The 14,639-nt window shown below is 67.4% G+C and carries 14 protein-coding genes; 5 read left to right on the top strand and 9 right to left on the bottom strand.

The window, feature by feature from the left end:
• Positions 1-90: 90 nt before the first annotated feature.
• Positions 91-846, bottom strand: coding sequence for an excalibur calcium-binding domain-containing protein (locus AC5RT8_RS05725; protein ID WP_494094746.1), 756 nt, complete (start codon positions 844-846; stop codon positions 91-93).
• Positions 847-1,029: 183 nt separating this feature from the next.
• On the opposite strand from AC5RT8_RS05725, the gene AC5RT8_RS05720 reads away from it, so the two are divergent.
• Complete coding sequence (locus AC5RT8_RS05720) at positions 1,030-1,512, top strand: hypothetical protein (RefSeq protein WP_494094745.1); 483 nt, start codon at positions 1,030-1,032, stop codon at positions 1,510-1,512.
• A 10-nt stretch (positions 1,513-1,522) separates the two neighbouring features.
• Here AC5RT8_RS05720 and AC5RT8_RS05715 read toward each other — a convergent pair whose 3' ends face one another.
• Positions 1,523-2,131, bottom strand: a complete 609-nt coding sequence (locus AC5RT8_RS05715; RefSeq protein WP_494094744.1) for a TetR/AcrR family transcriptional regulator — start codon at positions 2,129-2,131, stop codon at positions 1,523-1,525.
• Positions 2,132-2,157: 26 nt separating this feature from the next.
• Here AC5RT8_RS05715 and AC5RT8_RS05710 point away from each other — a divergent pair, with 26 nt between their 5' ends.
• Complete coding sequence (locus tag AC5RT8_RS05710) at positions 2,158-3,483, top strand: MFS transporter (RefSeq protein ID WP_494094743.1); 1,326 nt, start codon at positions 2,158-2,160, stop codon at positions 3,481-3,483.
• Between the two features lie 7 nt (positions 3,484-3,490).
• Here AC5RT8_RS05710 and AC5RT8_RS05705 read toward each other — a convergent pair whose 3' ends face one another.
• The 3 genes from AC5RT8_RS05705 to AC5RT8_RS05695 form a co-directional block, all read right to left on the bottom strand.
• Positions 3,491-4,069 (bottom strand): hypothetical protein, encoded by a 579-nt coding sequence (locus AC5RT8_RS05705; protein WP_494094742.1) that lies wholly within the window; start codon positions 4,067-4,069, stop codon positions 3,491-3,493.
• A 14-nt stretch (positions 4,070-4,083) separates the two neighbouring features.
• Positions 4,084-4,713 carry a phosphatase PAP2 family protein gene (locus tag AC5RT8_RS05700; RefSeq protein WP_494094741.1) on the bottom strand — a complete coding sequence of 210 codons (630 nt, stop codon included), beginning with the start codon at positions 4,711-4,713 and terminating at the stop codon, positions 4,084-4,086.
• Positions 4,714-4,814: 101 nt separating this feature from the next.
• Positions 4,815-5,978, bottom strand: coding sequence for a YkvI family membrane protein (locus AC5RT8_RS05695; RefSeq protein ID WP_494094740.1), 1,164 nt, complete (start codon positions 5,976-5,978; stop codon positions 4,815-4,817).
• Between the two features lie 138 nt (positions 5,979-6,116).
• Between AC5RT8_RS05695 and AC5RT8_RS05690 the strand changes: the two genes are divergently transcribed.
• Positions 6,117-7,046: an alpha/beta hydrolase gene (locus tag AC5RT8_RS05690; protein WP_494094739.1), complete on the top strand. Its 930-nt coding sequence runs from the start codon at positions 6,117-6,119 to the stop codon at positions 7,044-7,046.
• A 35-nt stretch (positions 7,047-7,081) separates the two neighbouring features.
• Here the strand turns inward: AC5RT8_RS05690 and AC5RT8_RS05685 are convergent, their stop codons facing one another.
• Together AC5RT8_RS05685 and AC5RT8_RS05680 are read right to left on the bottom strand one after the other, a co-directional pair.
• A complete protein-coding gene (locus tag AC5RT8_RS05685) occupies positions 7,082-7,756 on the bottom strand; it encodes a response regulator transcription factor (protein ID WP_494094738.1) in 675 nt (224 codons plus the stop codon).
• On the bottom strand, positions 7,753-9,030 hold the full coding sequence (locus AC5RT8_RS05680) for a sensor histidine kinase (protein WP_494094737.1): 1,278 nt from the start codon (positions 9,028-9,030) through the stop codon (positions 7,753-7,755). Before AC5RT8_RS05680 ends, AC5RT8_RS05685 begins: the two co-directional genes overlap by 4 nt.
• A 169-nt stretch (positions 9,031-9,199) precedes the next feature.
• Here AC5RT8_RS05680 and AC5RT8_RS05675 point away from each other — a divergent pair, with 169 nt between their 5' ends.
• On the top strand, positions 9,200-10,468 hold the full coding sequence (locus AC5RT8_RS05675) for a serine hydrolase domain-containing protein (protein ID WP_494094736.1): 1,269 nt from the start codon (positions 9,200-9,202) through the stop codon (positions 10,466-10,468).
• A gap of 271 nt (positions 10,469-10,739) precedes the next feature.
• A complete protein-coding gene (locus AC5RT8_RS05670) occupies positions 10,740-11,417 on the top strand; it encodes a DUF4352 domain-containing protein (RefSeq protein WP_494094735.1) in 678 nt (225 codons plus the stop codon).
• A 130-nt stretch (positions 11,418-11,547) separates the two neighbouring features.
• On the opposite strand, the gene AC5RT8_RS05665 is transcribed toward AC5RT8_RS05670, so the two are convergent.
• Positions 11,548-12,996: a basic amino acid/polyamine antiporter gene (locus AC5RT8_RS05665; RefSeq protein ID WP_494094734.1), complete on the bottom strand. Its 1,449-nt coding sequence runs from the start codon at positions 12,994-12,996 to the stop codon at positions 11,548-11,550.
• 186 nt (positions 12,997-13,182) lie between these two features.
• Complete coding sequence (locus tag AC5RT8_RS05660; protein WP_494094733.1) at positions 13,183-14,451, bottom strand: arginine deiminase; 1,269 nt, start codon at positions 14,449-14,451, stop codon at positions 13,183-13,185.
• Positions 14,452-14,639: the final 188 nt, after the last annotated feature.

The following is a 14,639-nucleotide window of genomic DNA, read 5'->3' as shown; positions in this document are numbered from 1 at the left end:
GATGGCCGGACCCGTTAAACGGATGTTGCCCTTGGAACCACGCTAGGCGGGTCCAAGGGCAACATCTACTGCTTTCCGAAACTGGGCGGACTATTCGCAGCCGACGCCGTCGCCGTCACGGTCCAGGTGCGGGCCATACCCGGGACCGCCCGCATATACCGGGGCGCCGCCGGCGTTGCGAGCCGCGGTGCAGTTGGGGTAGTAAACGCTGGCGGGAGGGGCGGGCGGTGCCGGTGCAGGGACCACTGGGGCGGGAGCCGGAGGCGCGGGTGCCGGGGCAGGAGGAGCTGGTGCAGGCGCAACCGGGGCAGGCGCTTCGGGGACGGGAGCGGGAGGCGGATCGGCGGGCTTCGCTGCTTCTTCTTCCGCTGCCCTTTTTTCTTCCTTTGCTTTGCGCTCAGCTGTCAGCTTCTTGGAACTGCCTTCATCCATCCAGATGAGCCGGCCATTGTCGTTCTCGGTGCAGACATAGACGACGCTCTGGGACGTCGGCGTCGGGGACGGAGAAGCAGTCGTCGAAGACGGGGACGGGGACGGGGAGGCCGTGGTAGATACCGATGGGGTGGGCGTGGAGCTGGCAGTTGCCGCCTGCATTCGGGTCGCGCCGTCGGTTGTGCAGGCCTTGTTGGCGATCTGCGTGACGGTCGGCGTCGGGGTCGGTGACGCAGTGGTCTTGGTCGGCGACGGCGTGGCGGCCGCGGGTTCGGCGTCGTCGCCGCCGCAGCCGGTGAGGACGACGACGGTGCTGAGCGCCAATGCGCCGAGGGTGAGCACCCGCGAACGGGCGGAAGAGGCGGTGCTGCGGGTCATCGTGGACGCGGTGCGGCGGGCGGGCAAAGCGGGCATAGGGTCCCCCATGGACGAGACAATCGGATGTGGATGCGAACGCATCGACCCATAGGCTACAGCACGCGTGGAGGAGTAGACGGCGACCGGCAGGAGGATCGCGGGGACCACCTCCGGCGTCTACCTCTCTGGCTGATGCTCCCCCGGCCCCGTAGCCTTTCTGCACATGCTCGGGAGGTTGCCGTGGATTGGATCTGGGACATTCTGTGGCCGTCGCTCGGGGTGCTGATCGGCTTCGGAACGGGGTGGGGAACGAAGCGCAGCCTGGACCGGCGGCACGAAGCCCGGGCCCTCAACGAGCTGGTCACCTACCTGCACCTGAAACGGACACTGGCCCCCATCGATCCGCAGCCCTCCGCCGCCGGACCCATGGAAGCCCGCCACCGGTCCGCCGTGCAGGACCTGCGCGAGAACGTGATGGAGACCCTCGCGTACCTCGTTCCCGGGTCCCCTGCCACCGCGGTGTTGATGCGGATGGCGGCCGCCGGCAACCGCTACCTGCGCGATGTGGCCAAGGACCCGGGGAACTACCAGTTCGAACTGATGGAGCTGCGCCGGAACCTGGAGGAGGACCTGCGGATCCTCACCGACGGCCGCCGCGATGTCCGGTACCTCAGCCCGGGAGAAGCTCCGGTCCGCAGGCGGACGCCGCCACCGGGCGCATAGCCTTCCGGAACTACTCCGCCAGCTGGGACGGGCCGAACCCGTCGATGACGAATTCCGCGGTGGACCGGCCGGTCGCAGCCGCATCCTCCGGGCGCGCACCGCGGAGCAGCATGCCCAGCACTCCGGTGAAGACCAGGAGCAGGTGCTCCGCCGCCGCCCCGGCACGGTCGGCGCCGACCACGGGCACCGCGAGCTCCCGGAAACGCTCGGTGAGCAGCTGTGTGTCCTGCGACAGGGCCTCGGCGAGCTGCCGACCCGGGTCCACGGTTTCGGCCGCCACCCCCAGGAAGGCGCACCAGCGTGCGGGCGAGCCGCCGGACCGGTAGCTGGTCAGCGCCGGAAAGACGGCCAGCAGCCGGTCCCGGTCGGTGGCCGCGGCATCGATTTCGAGCTGCCAGGCTGTGTCCCAGTACTGGAGTCGGCGGCGCAGCGCCTGCGCAATGAGCCCTTCCTTGTTGCCGAAGTGCGCATACAGCGTGGCCGGAGAAACGTTGGCCCGCTCCAGGATCCTGTCCACCGGCGTCGCCGCGACGCCGCGGGTGAAGGCGAGTTCTTCGGCGGCGTCGAGCAGCCGGTCCCGGGCGCTGGGACGGGATGCCGTGGTGGGTTGTACAACCATGCGACCAGCATATAACGTACGTTTCAATGAAACGACCGTTACAGCCTTCCGTTCAGACCGCCGGCCCGCTCTTCGCCGTGGCCGCGGTGACCCTCATTGCCGCGACCTACGGTCTGGCGCGGCTGGGCTACGGCCTGTTCCTGCCGGCCTTCTCCGCCTCCTTCGAGCTGACCCCTGCCGTGGGCGGGCTGCTCTCCTCCGGCGCCTCGGTGATTTACTGCGTCTCGGCCGGACTCGGGTTTGTCTACGCGCCGCGGCATCCGCGGATGATGACGGTGCTGGCGGGCACGACGGCGGCGGCGGGCTCCGCGGGCATCGCTGCGGCGCCGTCCACGGGGTTCTTCGCCGCGGCCGTGCTGCTGGCCGGGATGGGCGCGGGCTTCGCCTCCCCCGCTCTGGTGGAACTGGTGCAGCGCAACACCATGCCGTTCCATGCGGCGAAGCGGCAGTCGGTGGTGAATTCGGGCACCGGTTTCGGGGTGGTGGCGGCCGGGCTGCTGGCCCTGGCGCTCGGGTCCTCCTGGCGGCTGGCGTGGGTGCTGATTGCCGGAATCGCGGTGGCGGGAATGGTCGGTGTGCTGCGGACCGATGCCTCGCGCCGGCGCGGAGGAACGGGCACGGAACCTGGAGCTGATGGCGGAGGGAAAGACGAGGACGACGACGGCAGCACGGCCGACGGGAACGACGACGGCGCGAGCGGCCGCCGTGCGCACAGCGGCAGCCCCCGCGGCCCCCACAGCCGAAGCCGGTCCCGGGGACTGGGCCTGGCCGCCCTGACCGTGCCGCTCGCTGCGGCCTTCGTCTACGGCATCGGCTGCGCTGCGATCTGGGTCTACGGCCGGACCCTGCTCGAGGAGCAGGGCGGCATGCCCGTCGCCCTGTCTGCGGGCGCGTGGATCGCCCTCGGGGCCGGCGGTGCGGCGGCGGTGCTGACCGCCCCCTGGCTGGCCCGGCACCCGATCCGGCTCACCTGGCCGGTCACGGTGCTGGCCACCGGGGCCGCGACCGGCGCCGTCGTGCTCGCGCCCGGCAGCGCCGTCGTCGGCTTCGCTGCGTTTGCGCTGTTCGGCCTCGCGTACACCGCGGCGACATCGGTGCTCATCATCTGGGCGACCGCGACGGCGAGCAGCAGCGCCGCGGGCACGTCGGCGCTCTTTATCAGCCTCATCCTCGGGCAGGCGCTTGGGTCGGCGGTGACCGGCGGCGCCATCGAGGCCTCCGGCTACGGGCCGGCCTTCGCCGTGGCTGCGGCGGCCTGCACCGTCAGCTCGGCCGGGGCGATGCGGGCTGCAGGGCTTCGGAAGTCACGAACCCGGTCTGCGGAGGCCACGGCGGCCGGCCCCGCATCCTGAGCGCACGTCAGCCCCAGGCTTCCAGCGCGAGGAAACAGCCGAAGGCCGCCAGCCCCAGTGCCGCCCCGGACAGGGCCTCCCGCGGGGTGTGTTCCCGCAGGGCCACACGGCTGAGAATCATCAGCGGCGACAGGATAACCAGCCACGCCCACCCGGCGCCGTAGGCGGCCGCTGCCCAGAGAACGGCGAAGGTCAGGACGGACACGTGCGCGGAAACGTTGAGCCAGCGCCGGAAGAACACCAGGCCCACATTGCCGAGCAGCAGCCCGGCCACCGTGGCCGGCACCGGCGGCGCCACCGGCAGGAGGAAGCAGACAACGGCGGCAGCCAGCATCAGCGCGGCCACCAGGGCGGTGCGCCGGCTATCGGGGATGCCCCGGCGGCGGAACATTCCCTTGGTGCCCTTGTAGACCGCGCCGGGCACCACCACGACGCCGGCCAGCAGCAGGAGCACGCCCGCCGGTTCCAGCCCTGCCTCGATTCCGGCGGCAATGATGAGTGCCGCCAGCACCAGGGCCGGCGGGAGGATCCTGGAGTACCAGCGGGCCGCCAGCTGCGCGGCGGCCTGATGTTCGGTTACCTTCACGTCCGCTGAACCCGTCACGAGGGCAGCAGCAGTGCCACGGCGAAGGTGAGGCAGCCGGCGATGTGTCCGGCCAGGACCTGGCTGGGGGTATGGTCGCCGAGCTTCACCCGCGACCAGCCCGTGGCGGAGGCCAGCAGCAGCGCCAGCGCGACCCCGACCGCCGGGACCGGTGCCAGCAGGGCCAGCCCGATGTAGGCCGCGACGGCGGAATGCACCGAGAGCTTCCACACCAGGTTCGCCGCCAGGCAGATCATCAGGCCGATGAAGACGCCGCCGATGTCGCCGAACAGTCCGGCCGGGGCGTCCAGCAGGACCAGGAGCAGCGCGCCGATGCCCATCGACACCGCGGAGGCGGCGAGGATCGGCGCCCGCTGGGTGCGCACGCCCACGTGGTGGTCGCTCACCCGGCCGCGGCGCTTGAGCACCAGGATCCCGGCGAAGGGCAGCCCCACGGTGAACACCGCTGCCGTGAGGCCCTGCAGCCAGGTCACGCCCGGGGTGAGCAGGGGCTGCAGCAGCAGGAACAATCCCACGAGGACGGTCGGCGCGGAGGCTTCGGTCACGATCCGCGCGAGCCGGGCGGAGGCCGTGGTGGCGGAGGCGGGCGGAGCGGTGGAGGCGGGCGGCTGCAGGGTTTCGGGCATCCGTTGATTCTACGGGGGCGGGGGCACCCGCCCGCCGCCGCGCCGTCGTCGTCGGGCCGCGGGACAGACCGGAGCCGGAAGCGTCCGGCCCCTCCCCCGCATTACTTGACCGCCGCGGCTGCCGTGTCCTCGGGGAGGCGTTCGAGTCCGACGGCGTAGACGTCGGTCCCCTGCCTGCGGTTCCGGACGTTTCGGATGTGCCGGACCACGATGCAGACCAGCAGGATCACCGCGAGATAGCCGGCGACCGGGTACAGGAGGTTGACCAGCTCCGCGAACGGCACCTGCGCCAGCAGGACCGCAATCACCGTGCCGACGACGGCCAGGACCTTCGCCCGGCGGCTCTTGTCATTCGGCTCGACCCGGTTAACCGCGGTCCACAGCAGTGGGACGGCGGTGGTGTAGATGCCGGCGAACAGGACCACCGAGAAGATGCTGCCCGCGCCGGAGAAGACCTGGTCCGCGATCCACAGCATGGGGATCTGCTTGTCGTAGACGTCGCCGATGTTCGCCAGCAGGCCAAACGCCACGACGGCGACGGCCGCCACGAAGGTGACGGCTCCGACCAGTCCGCCGGTGACTGCTTCCCGGTCGTTGCGGACTTTCCGGCTCAGGCTGGCTAGGAACGGAACCAGCATGAGGATTCCCAGTCCGGGGAAGATGAAGCCCGAGACGGCCCAGTTCGGCGCGGCCTGCAGGACGTCGATCGTGGGGAGCACGTCCGCCGATTCGGCGATCCCCTGCGGGTTCCTCACGATGCCGATGACGCCGATGACCAGGCTCAGGGCAACGATGACCGGGCCCAGCTTGGAGACGATGGACACCAGGCCGTCGAGTCCCAGCATCACCGTCACCAGTGCCGCGATGGCCATGGCGAAGATGCCCACCTGCCCGTTCCAGCCCAGGTGCTCGTTCAGGGCCGCACCGGCTCCTGAGAGCATGACCGCGTACATGCAAAAGAAGAACAAGGGCGCGAAAATGCCGAAGAATCCGCCAATGTACTTTCCGCAGTAATACTCGAAAATCCGGTTCCCGGATTTCAGCCGGAGGTTGCGGCCGTCGCGGAGGACCACCGCCGTCACGTAGCAATAAAGAATAAAGGTAATTACCAGGGCGCCGGCTGCACCGGCTGCCCCGAAGGACGCAAAGTACTGCAGCGCTTCCTGGCCTGTCGCGAAACCGGAGCCGATCAGGTAGGCGACAATTGCCCCCATTACTGTGATGACCGTGCCGATGCGAACTCTTGGAGATGTCGTCTGAGTCATCAACTTACTTTATGCGAGTCTTGGAAAAGCCTCGAAATGGTTTCGGATTGCATGCCGTCAATGCCTATTTCTGCCAGCCTCCACCCGCTTACATCGTGCTAGATTGCTTGTCCCATCCGCGAATCCCAGGAGCAGCACATGCAGGTTCATCCCCAGGCGCAGGCTTTTCTCGACCTCTTGAAGGATGCCCCGCCGCTGGATACCCAGACCGCAGAGCAGAACCGCTCCGATCTGGAGAATGCCCTGCCCCTGACCGGCGCGGCAGCTGAGATGTTCTCCGTGCAGGACCGGACTATAGCCTCGGTCCCGGTGCGCGTGTACGTTCCGGAGGCCCCGAGCGGATCAGTGCCCGGCGCCGTCGTGTACTTCCACGGCGGCGGATGGGTCCTGGGTGATTTGGAGATCGCGGACACGACGGCCCGCGCCCTCGCCGCGCATTCCGGCGCCACCGTTGTCAGTGTGGACTACCGCAGGGCACCGGAACATGTGTTCCCCGCAGCGGCCGACGACGCCGAGGCTGTCACCCTTGCACTGCTCTCGGGTGAGTCCGGTCTGGCGATCGATCCTCATCGGGTGGCGGTTGCCGGGGACAGCGCCGGCGGTAACCTTGCGGCGGTCACCGCCCAGCAGCTCGCCGGGCATAACCCGCCGCTGGCGCACCAGGTGCTGATTTATCCGGTGACCGATGCGCGCGTTGGCGCCACGGAGAGCTACGCAACGTTCGAGGACGGGCATTTCCTGACCCGGCGGGACATGCAGTATTTCGTGGACATGTATGCGGCCGGGGCGGATTTGGACGACGTCCGCCTCTCCCCCGCCCGGAACCCCGACCTCGCCGGTGTTGCCCCGGCCACCGTCATTACCGGTGAATGCGATCCGCTGCGCGACGAAGGCGAGGCCTATGCCGGGCAGCTGCGGGCTGCCGGCGTTCCCACCACCGCAGTGCGTTTCGGCGGCCAGGTGCATCCCTTCGTCTACATGGCCGGATTGATTGATGATGCCGCCGTCGCCCGCGAGTTCATCGGTGCCCGGCTTCGGTCCGCCCTGGCTGTTGCGGCGGTTCCGTAGACGTTTCCGGCGCGGTCGGTCGAGGCGCTCCCCGATCAGCCGCCAAACCGGGGTACGGCCACAACGCCGTTCCGGAACGCCCAGACCACGGCCTGCATCCGATCGCGGGCGCCCGTCTTCGTCAGGATTCCCGCCACGTGATACTTCACCGTGGTGGACTCCACAAACAGCCGTTCACTAATTTCCTGCGTGGAAAGTCCCTCGCACAGGAGCGTCAGGATTTCCGTTTCCCGGGCGGTCAGCGGCACAACCAGCGGCGTCGGCGAGCTGCGCGGCGCCGTCGTCCGGTTCGCAAATTCCATCAGCACGCGGCGGGTCAGGCGCTGGTCCAGGGTGCCGTCGCCGCGGGCGACGGAACGGATGGCGTCCAGCAGCGAGTCCTCGTCCGCTCCTTTCAGCAGGAAGCCGGAGGCGCCGGCTTCGAGGGCGCCGAAGACATAGTCGTCGAGTTCGAAGGTGGTCAGCATCAGCACCCCCGTGGTGTTCTGCGGATCTTCCGTGATCGTCTGTGTGGCGGCAATGCCGTTGAGGCCGGGCATGCGGATGTCCATGCAGATGACATCCGGGCGCAGCTCCCGCACCAGCGTTACCGCCTCGGCGCCGTCGGCTGCCTCGCCGACCACCTCGATGCCGGAGTCCGCTGCCAGGATCACCCGGAGTCCGGCACGCACAATGGCCTGGTCATCGGCGATGGCTACCGTGATCGTCATGTCTCGTCCTCATAGGGAAGCACCAGGGTATTGGTCCAGCCGCCGCCGTCGTCGGGTCCCGTGTGCAGGGTGGCGCCGATCAGGTCCGCACGCTCGGCCATGCCGATCAAACCGTACCCGGTGCGGGCCAACTGCCCCGGCGGGGCCGACGGCGCGTCATTGGAAACCGTGAGCCGCACCGACGTCGGACCGTAGTCCGCCCGGACGCTGCGGGAGGCACCGGGAGCGTGGCGAAGGGCGTTGGCGAGGGATTCCTGCACCATCCGGTACGCCGCGATTCCTGCCAGCGGCCGGAGCTCACGGGGTTCGCCGGACTCTTCAAAATGGACATTGGTGCCGGCTTGTGACGCTTCGGCCACCAGCGCGGGGAGGTTCTCCATGGAAGCAACGGGAGCCAGCTCTCCTTCGGCACCGTTCGGGCGCAGGAGTCCCACCGTCGAACGGAGATTATCCAGCGTTGTTTTCGCCGCAGCCTGCACCTGGCGCATGTAATGTCCGGCTTCTTCGGGATTGGAGGTCCGCAGGGCGTGCGCGGCCTGGGCGCTGACGATGATGCCGGTCAGATGGTGAGCGGCGACGTCGTGCAGTTCCCGCGCCATGAGGGTGCGTTCGCGCATCACGGCTTCCTCGGCCCGGCGTTCCTTTTCGCGTTCGGCCGCCTCCGCCCGTTCCTGCAGGGCTTCCAGGAGCCGCGCCCTGCCGCCCATGATCTCCGCGCTGGCCGCACCCACGGCGAAGACCAATGCTGTACGGCCCAGGGCAAATGCGGGCACCAGCTCGGGCGGAAGCACGTCACTTGCCCGCGCGGCGAAGTACGTGACGACGACGGCGGCCGCGGCAAGCGCTGCCGTGACAAGGTAGCGCCGTGGGCCGGTCGCGGCACGGAGGTAGGCGTAGACGGCAACCATCACGGCAATGGTGCCGGTGCCCACCTCGCCGACGGAAAACACCAGTGTGAGGCCATCCAGCGCCATTACCGCCAGGAGGACCGCCAGCGGAATGCGGAAACGCGCGGGCAGCACCGCGGCCTGGGCCAGCATCAGGAAAACCGGCAGGAAATCCCTGGGATCCGTCAGCGACTCGGGTTCGAAGGCCAGGACCCCCCACACATAACCAATGGCCAGCAGAACAATGAGCACTATAGGCGCGAAACTCCACAGCGCGTTCCAGTTCCCGGGGCGGGCGGCGGCCTTTAACATCGCTTCATTCTGATCCACCTCGATGGTGTCCGGTCCGTTGTTTTCCCGAAGGGCGGCTGAGGTAGATTGAAGCATTTTTTCAGCGTACGGACGTATTCATTTGCGGCGCCCTATCCGCGGGAACAGGTTCCTTTCTGTTCGCAGGGCCGGGGTGCCGGATCCGGGGAAAGAGAAGGCTGGTGCTTATCAATCCCGAGGACAACGAGCACCACGTGCCCTCCCCTTATCCGGAAGGAACATCACCATGGCTCATGAAACAGAACCCGCGGCCACATCGGACGGAACCATGCCGCCGTCGTCGTCCCTCAAGCGCACCCTGGCCTTCACCGCGACGGGCCTGCTGGCCGCCGGAACGGTCAGCGCCGGCGCCTGGTGGGGTATCGGCTCCGTCGCCGGCGACACGGCGCCTGCCGCTGCCACCACTGCTACTGCCCCTGCTGCGGGCGACACGGTGGTCCAGGCGCAGCTGGATGGCCTGGTGGACCGCGGTTTTCCCGCAGCCCTGGCTTCCCTGACGCATCCGGACGGCACCCATGAGGACTATGTGTCCGGCGTCGGCAACGTGGAAACCGGCGAGGATGTTCCGGTGGACGGTGAGGTGCGCATTGGCAGCAACACGAAAATGTTCACCGCCGTCACGGTGCTCCAGCTCGTGGAGGAGGGATCGGTGGAGCTGGACGCTCCCATCGAGAAGTACCTGCCCGGTCTGGTTCACGGCGAAGGGATCGACGGGGCGAACATCACCGTCCGGCAGTTGCTGCAGCACACCAGCGGGCTGCCGGAGTACACGGATGAGTTTGCCGTCGATATCAAGAAGATCCAGCACTCGTACAAGTCGGCGCGCGACCTGACAGACATGGCCCTGGCCTCCCCCGCACTGTTCGCCCCGGGAGAGCGCTGGGAATACTCCAACACCAACTACATCGTGCTGGGATTGCTCATCGAGAAGGTGACCGAGCGTCCCCTGGGCGAGGAGATCACGAACCGCATCATCGAACCCCTTCAGCTTGAGCACACCTATTTCCCGGACCTGGGTGAACAGGAGATCCGGGGCGAGCATCCGAATGGCTACCACATGGAAACCGATGGCAAACGGTTCGACGTCACCGAATTGGATCCGTCCTGGGCCTGGGCAGCAGGGGCGATCGTCGCCAGCCCCAGCGACCTCAATGAGTTCACCCAGGCGGTGCTCGACGGACGGTTGCTCAACGAGGCGTCACTGGCCGAAATGCAGAAGACGGTGCCCTCCGACGAGGAGGGCCTGTGGCCGGGGTCCGAGTATGGGCTCGGCCTGGAACGCTATCCGCTGAGCTGCGGTGGCGACATCTGGGGCCACGGCGGAGACATCCACGGCTACGAAACCCGCAACGGCGTGACCGCCGACGGCACCGCCTTCACCGTGGCAGTGACCTCCCTCCCCGGGGGCATCGACCAGCCGGCCAGCGAGGAGCAGATGCTGGAGCACTACAAGTCCGTGACGAAGGCCGTGGATGCGGCGTTCTGCGAAAAGTAGGAGGAGCGCGTCAGGCCCGCCCGTCGCTGGGCGGGCCTGCTGCCGTCACCGTTGTAGGCAGCCGATGCCGGCGGGCGACTGACCGTCGACGTCGTCGTATGCCGCGCATCTCGCACGACGACTATGAGAAACAAACCGCCCCATTCTAGCGGAAATGACACCAATCGTGAGCAATCTTCGTTCCTGTCTGTGAGTTTCCGTACAAGTATCTGGAGGCCCGCCGTAGCGAGGGCATGCTGGGCCGATACCGGCTCGACAGCGAGGAGCGACAATGTCAGAGAACCAGCCGATTGATCCCCGAAACCAACCTCCCCGCGACCCCCGCGACGCGCGTGCGCAGGCCAAAGCCGACAAGGCCTATGCCAAGGCGCGCCGCCCTTGGTACAAGAAAAAGCGTTTCATTCTGCCCCTGGCGCTCATTGTCCTGATCGTCATCATCACCGTCGCAACGATGTCGGGCGGCGGCGGGGACAATACCGCGGATCCGGATCCAACCTCGGACCCGACTGCTACCGAAAGCTCCGACCCGACCGCCACCGAAACCTCTGGGCCCACCTTCCCGGGAGCGCAGGACAGCGACGTGATCGGCCAAGCGGGCGACCCGCTGGTTTTGGGAGATATCACCGTCACTTCAGCGACGTTGGTCCCAGGCGATTCAACCCTCGGTCCCACTCTGTGCACGACGGCGACCATCCAGAACGGATCGGATGAAACGATCGATTTCAATGCCCTCGACTGGAAGCTTCAGGCACCTTCAGGAACCATCAACAATGCCGGCCTGACCGGGAGCCCCAACATTTTGGCAGGCGGGCAGGTCGCACCGGGCGGCACCGCAACCGGCGACGTTTGCTTTGACAACGCTGCCGCGGAAACCGGAGAGCATATCGTCCTCTACGAGCCGTTGCTCTCTTTCTTCTCAGACCGGGGTGCATGGATCAACACCATCTGATCCTGTCCGCCGCCGTCGTCGTCAGTCCACGAAATCCCGGATGATCGGCACGTCATGCAGTGCCCGCGGCCGCGGCGGGAGCGCTGGGCGTTCTCCCCCCATGGTGCGGCCAGCCCGCGTGTCCGCTAGCTCAGAGCTCTATCCAGCCCCGGGCCAGGGCGAGCACGCCTGCGACGGCTCCGGCCAAGGTCATAAGGAAAAGAATAAACTCCCCTCCCCGGAAGACGCGCTGCCCTTGTTCACGGCGCGCGATCGCAAACAGGACGGTGGCCGGGGCGTAGAAGATCATCGAAAACAGCACCAGGGACAGTCCGGCGGCGTAGACCAGGAACACCGAGTAAATGGTGGCAATGACGGCAATGGCCAGGTCGCCCCGCCGGGTGCGGCCCGGGGCTCCTTCATACGTTTCGCCGGTCCAGCCGAGCTTCAAGGCGTAGAGGGCCGCGAAAAGGAGGGAAAACAACGTCAGGACCGCGGTCATGTCCAGTGCGAAGTCGAAGGCGTCCCCGGAGAAGTAGGTGATGACCATGACCAGCTGGCTGAGCAGTGTGCTCAGCAGCAGGGCGTTGACCGGGACATCGTCCGCACTGACCCGGGACAGGAACCGCGGCATGTCCTTCTCCCTGGCGGCCACGTACAGAACCTCCGCTGACATCAGGCTCCAGGCCAGGTAAGCACCCATCACCGAGATGATCAGGCCTGCGCTGACGAACACCAGCCCCCAAGTCCCTACCCCCGCTTCCAGGACGCCTGCCATGGACGGTTGGCGCAGCTCGGCGAGCTGTTCCATCGGCAGGACCCCGTAGGAGACGATCGTGACCGAGGCAAAGATGGCAAAAACGCTCAGGAAGCCGAGGATGGTCGCCCGGCCAACGTCCTCCCGCCGTCGGGCATGGCGCGAATACACGCTGGCACCTTCAACACCCAGGAACACGAACACCGTCACCAGCATCGTGTCCCTGACCTGATCGAACAGGGGCCCCGTATAGTCCGCCCCGGTAAGGTTTCCCGCGAAGACGGCGGGGTCGAACAGAAAGACAGCAAACAGCACAAAGACCAGGATGGGAACCACCTTGGCGATCGTGACTATCCGGTTAATGGCCGTGGCTTCCTTGATGCCGCGCCTGATCAGGAAGAAGAATCCCCACAGCCCGGCCGAAGACAGCACGACGGCGAGGAGGGTGTCCCCTGCGCCCAGCTGCGGAAACAGGGCCCCCAGCGTGGACATGGTGAGCACCCAGTAGGTGACGTTTCCAACACAGGCACTAGCCCAGTAACCCGCGGCGGAGAAGAACCCCACATAATTTCCGAAGCCGGCCTTGGCGTAGGCGAAGACCCCCGCATCAAGGCCTGGTTTGCGCATGGACAGCCGCTGGAACACGAACGCCAGCATCAGCATGCCGGAACCCGCAATCAGCCAGGCGACCAGCGCACCCCACACCCCGGTTTCCTCGGCGAAGCGCTGGGGCAGGGAAAACACCCCCGCCCCGACCATGGACCCGATCACCACAGTGGTGAGGGTCAACAGCGAGAGTTTGGCCGCTGGGGCTTTGTCCCCTGAAGCAGGCGCATTAGACACGGTTCTTTTTCCAATCGGATGTAGCGGCCAGTGAGGCAACACCGCTTAGACATCTGTGGAGGAACGGACCGCTTCCTGCGGAGGCTCCTCCGTCAGCGGCTCACTCCAATCCTCTCAGAGGGAGACGGCGGGGTCCGAATCGGCGGCCGGCTGCCGCGTCCGGCACGCCGCCACTCGTCGTCGTCGTTAGTCCAGCGGATCCCGGATGATCGGGCAGGTCATGCAGTGCCCGCCGCCGCGGCCGCGGCCCAGCTCGGCGCCGACGATCGGGATGACCTCGACACCGGCGTTGCGCAGCGCGGCGTTGGTCTGGGTGTTGCGGTCATAGGTGAACACGACGCCGGGTTCCAGGGCGACGGCGTTGTTCGCGCTGTCCCACTGCTGGCGTTCGGTGGCGTGGTAGTCGCCGGCGGTCTCCACCAGGCGCAGCTGCTTGTAGCGCATGGCTTCGGCGACCACGTCCACGAAGCGGCGGTCCCGGTGGTCGCGGACCTCCAGACCGGGGGCCTTGTCCGAGGGGTGGATGGTGAAGGGGTGGATGCCGTCCACGATGGCCGGGTGGATGGTGGCAAGGTCCCGGTCCGCGAAGGTGAACACCGTGTCCAGGTGCATCGCGGCGCGCAGCTTGGGCATGCCGGCGACGACGATCCGCTCGGCGGCCTCGTCGGCGAACAGGGCCTGCGCGAGCTGGGTGATGGCCTGCCGGGAGGTCCGCTCCCCCATGCCGAGCAGCACGGTGCCGTTGCCCACGGGCATCACGTCGCCGCCCTCCAGATAGGCCTGGCTCCAGTCCTTTTCCGCGTCGCCCCACCAGATTTTTGCGCCGGTGTAGTCCGGGTGGAACCGGTAGATGGCCTGCATCAGCAGGGTCTCGTCGTGCCGGGCCGGCCAGTACAGCGGGTTCAGGGTCAGCCCGCCGCCGATCCAGCAGGTGGTGTCCCGGGTATAGAGGGTGTTGGGCAGCGGGGGCAGCAGGTACTCGGGGCGGCCGGTGGATTCCCGGACCAGGGCGACGTAGCCGCCGAGGTAGTCGTCGGGAACGTCCGACGTCGTGAGCCCGCCGATGAGGTAGCGTGCCAGTTCCGCTCCGGTCAGGGAATCCAGGAACGCCCGCGTGCCGGGGACCAGGCCGAGGCCGACCCGGTTGGCGATGATCTTGCGGTCCAGCAGCCACGCCCGCGCTTCGGGGATGTCCATGGTGGAGCCGAGCAGGTCGTGCAGTTCGACGACGTCGACGCCGCGGTCGGTCATCTGGGTGACGAAGTCCGCGTGGTCGCGCTGGGCGTTCTCCACCCACATCACGTCATCGAAGAGCAGGTCTTCACGGTTGGTGGGGGTGAGCCGTTCGTGCGCCAGGCCCGGAGCGCAGACCAGGACCTTACGCAGTTTCCCGACCTCGGAGTGCACCCCGTAGGCGGCGGCGGGTCCTTGTGTGGCGGGCGCGGGGGAAGGCATGGGTGGCTCCTTTATCAGCAGGCTTACCAGCATCCTTGCAGACGGAGGGGGCGGGGGCCGAATCGGGCGGTTCCGTGTAAGGTCCGCGGCGAAAACGATTTCCCCCATCCGGTATTGCGTCAGTGAAAGGGCTTCACAATTTCGGCCCTATCCGAAACATCAGAAAGAGTCGACGACCGAAACCGCAT

It is taken from the genome of Arthrobacter sp. Ms25 (assembly GCF_059090365.1).
Note: the sequence above shows the minus strand (reverse complement) of the source record. Positions and strands in the feature narration are given on the sequence as shown.

Coding starts and splice junctions, on each gene's coding strand:
- AC5RT8_RS05725 (WP_494094746.1), bottom strand. CDS start 846: ATGCCCGCTTTGCCCGCCCGCCGCACCGCGTCCACGATGACCCGCAGC.
- AC5RT8_RS05715 (WP_494094744.1), bottom strand. CDS start 2,131: ATGGTTGTACAACCCACCACGGCATCCCGTCCCAGCGCCCGGGACCGG.
- AC5RT8_RS05710 (WP_494094743.1), top strand. CDS start 2,158: ATGAAACGACCGTTACAGCCTTCCGTTCAGACCGCCGGCCCGCTCTTC.
- AC5RT8_RS05700 (WP_494094741.1), bottom strand. CDS start 4,713: ATGCCCGAAACCCTGCAGCCGCCCGCCTCCACCGCTCCGCCCGCCTCC.
- AC5RT8_RS05695 (WP_494094740.1), bottom strand. CDS start 5,978: ATGACTCAGACGACATCTCCAAGAGTTCGCATCGGCACGGTCATCACA.
- AC5RT8_RS05690 (WP_494094739.1), top strand. CDS start 6,117: ATGCAGGTTCATCCCCAGGCGCAGGCTTTTCTCGACCTCTTGAAGGAT.
- AC5RT8_RS05685 (WP_494094738.1), bottom strand. CDS start 7,756: ATGACGATCACGGTAGCCATCGCCGATGACCAGGCCATTGTGCGTGCC.
- AC5RT8_RS05680 (WP_494094737.1), bottom strand. CDS start 9,030: ATGCTTCAATCTACCTCAGCCGCCCTTCGGGAAAACAACGGACCGGAC.
- AC5RT8_RS05675 (WP_494094736.1), top strand. CDS start 9,200: ATGGCTCATGAAACAGAACCCGCGGCCACATCGGACGGAACCATGCCG.
- AC5RT8_RS05670 (WP_494094735.1), top strand. CDS start 10,740: ATGTCAGAGAACCAGCCGATTGATCCCCGAAACCAACCTCCCCGCGAC.
- AC5RT8_RS05660 (WP_494094733.1), bottom strand. CDS start 14,451: ATGCCTTCCCCCGCGCCCGCCACACAAGGACCCGCCGCCGCCTACGGG.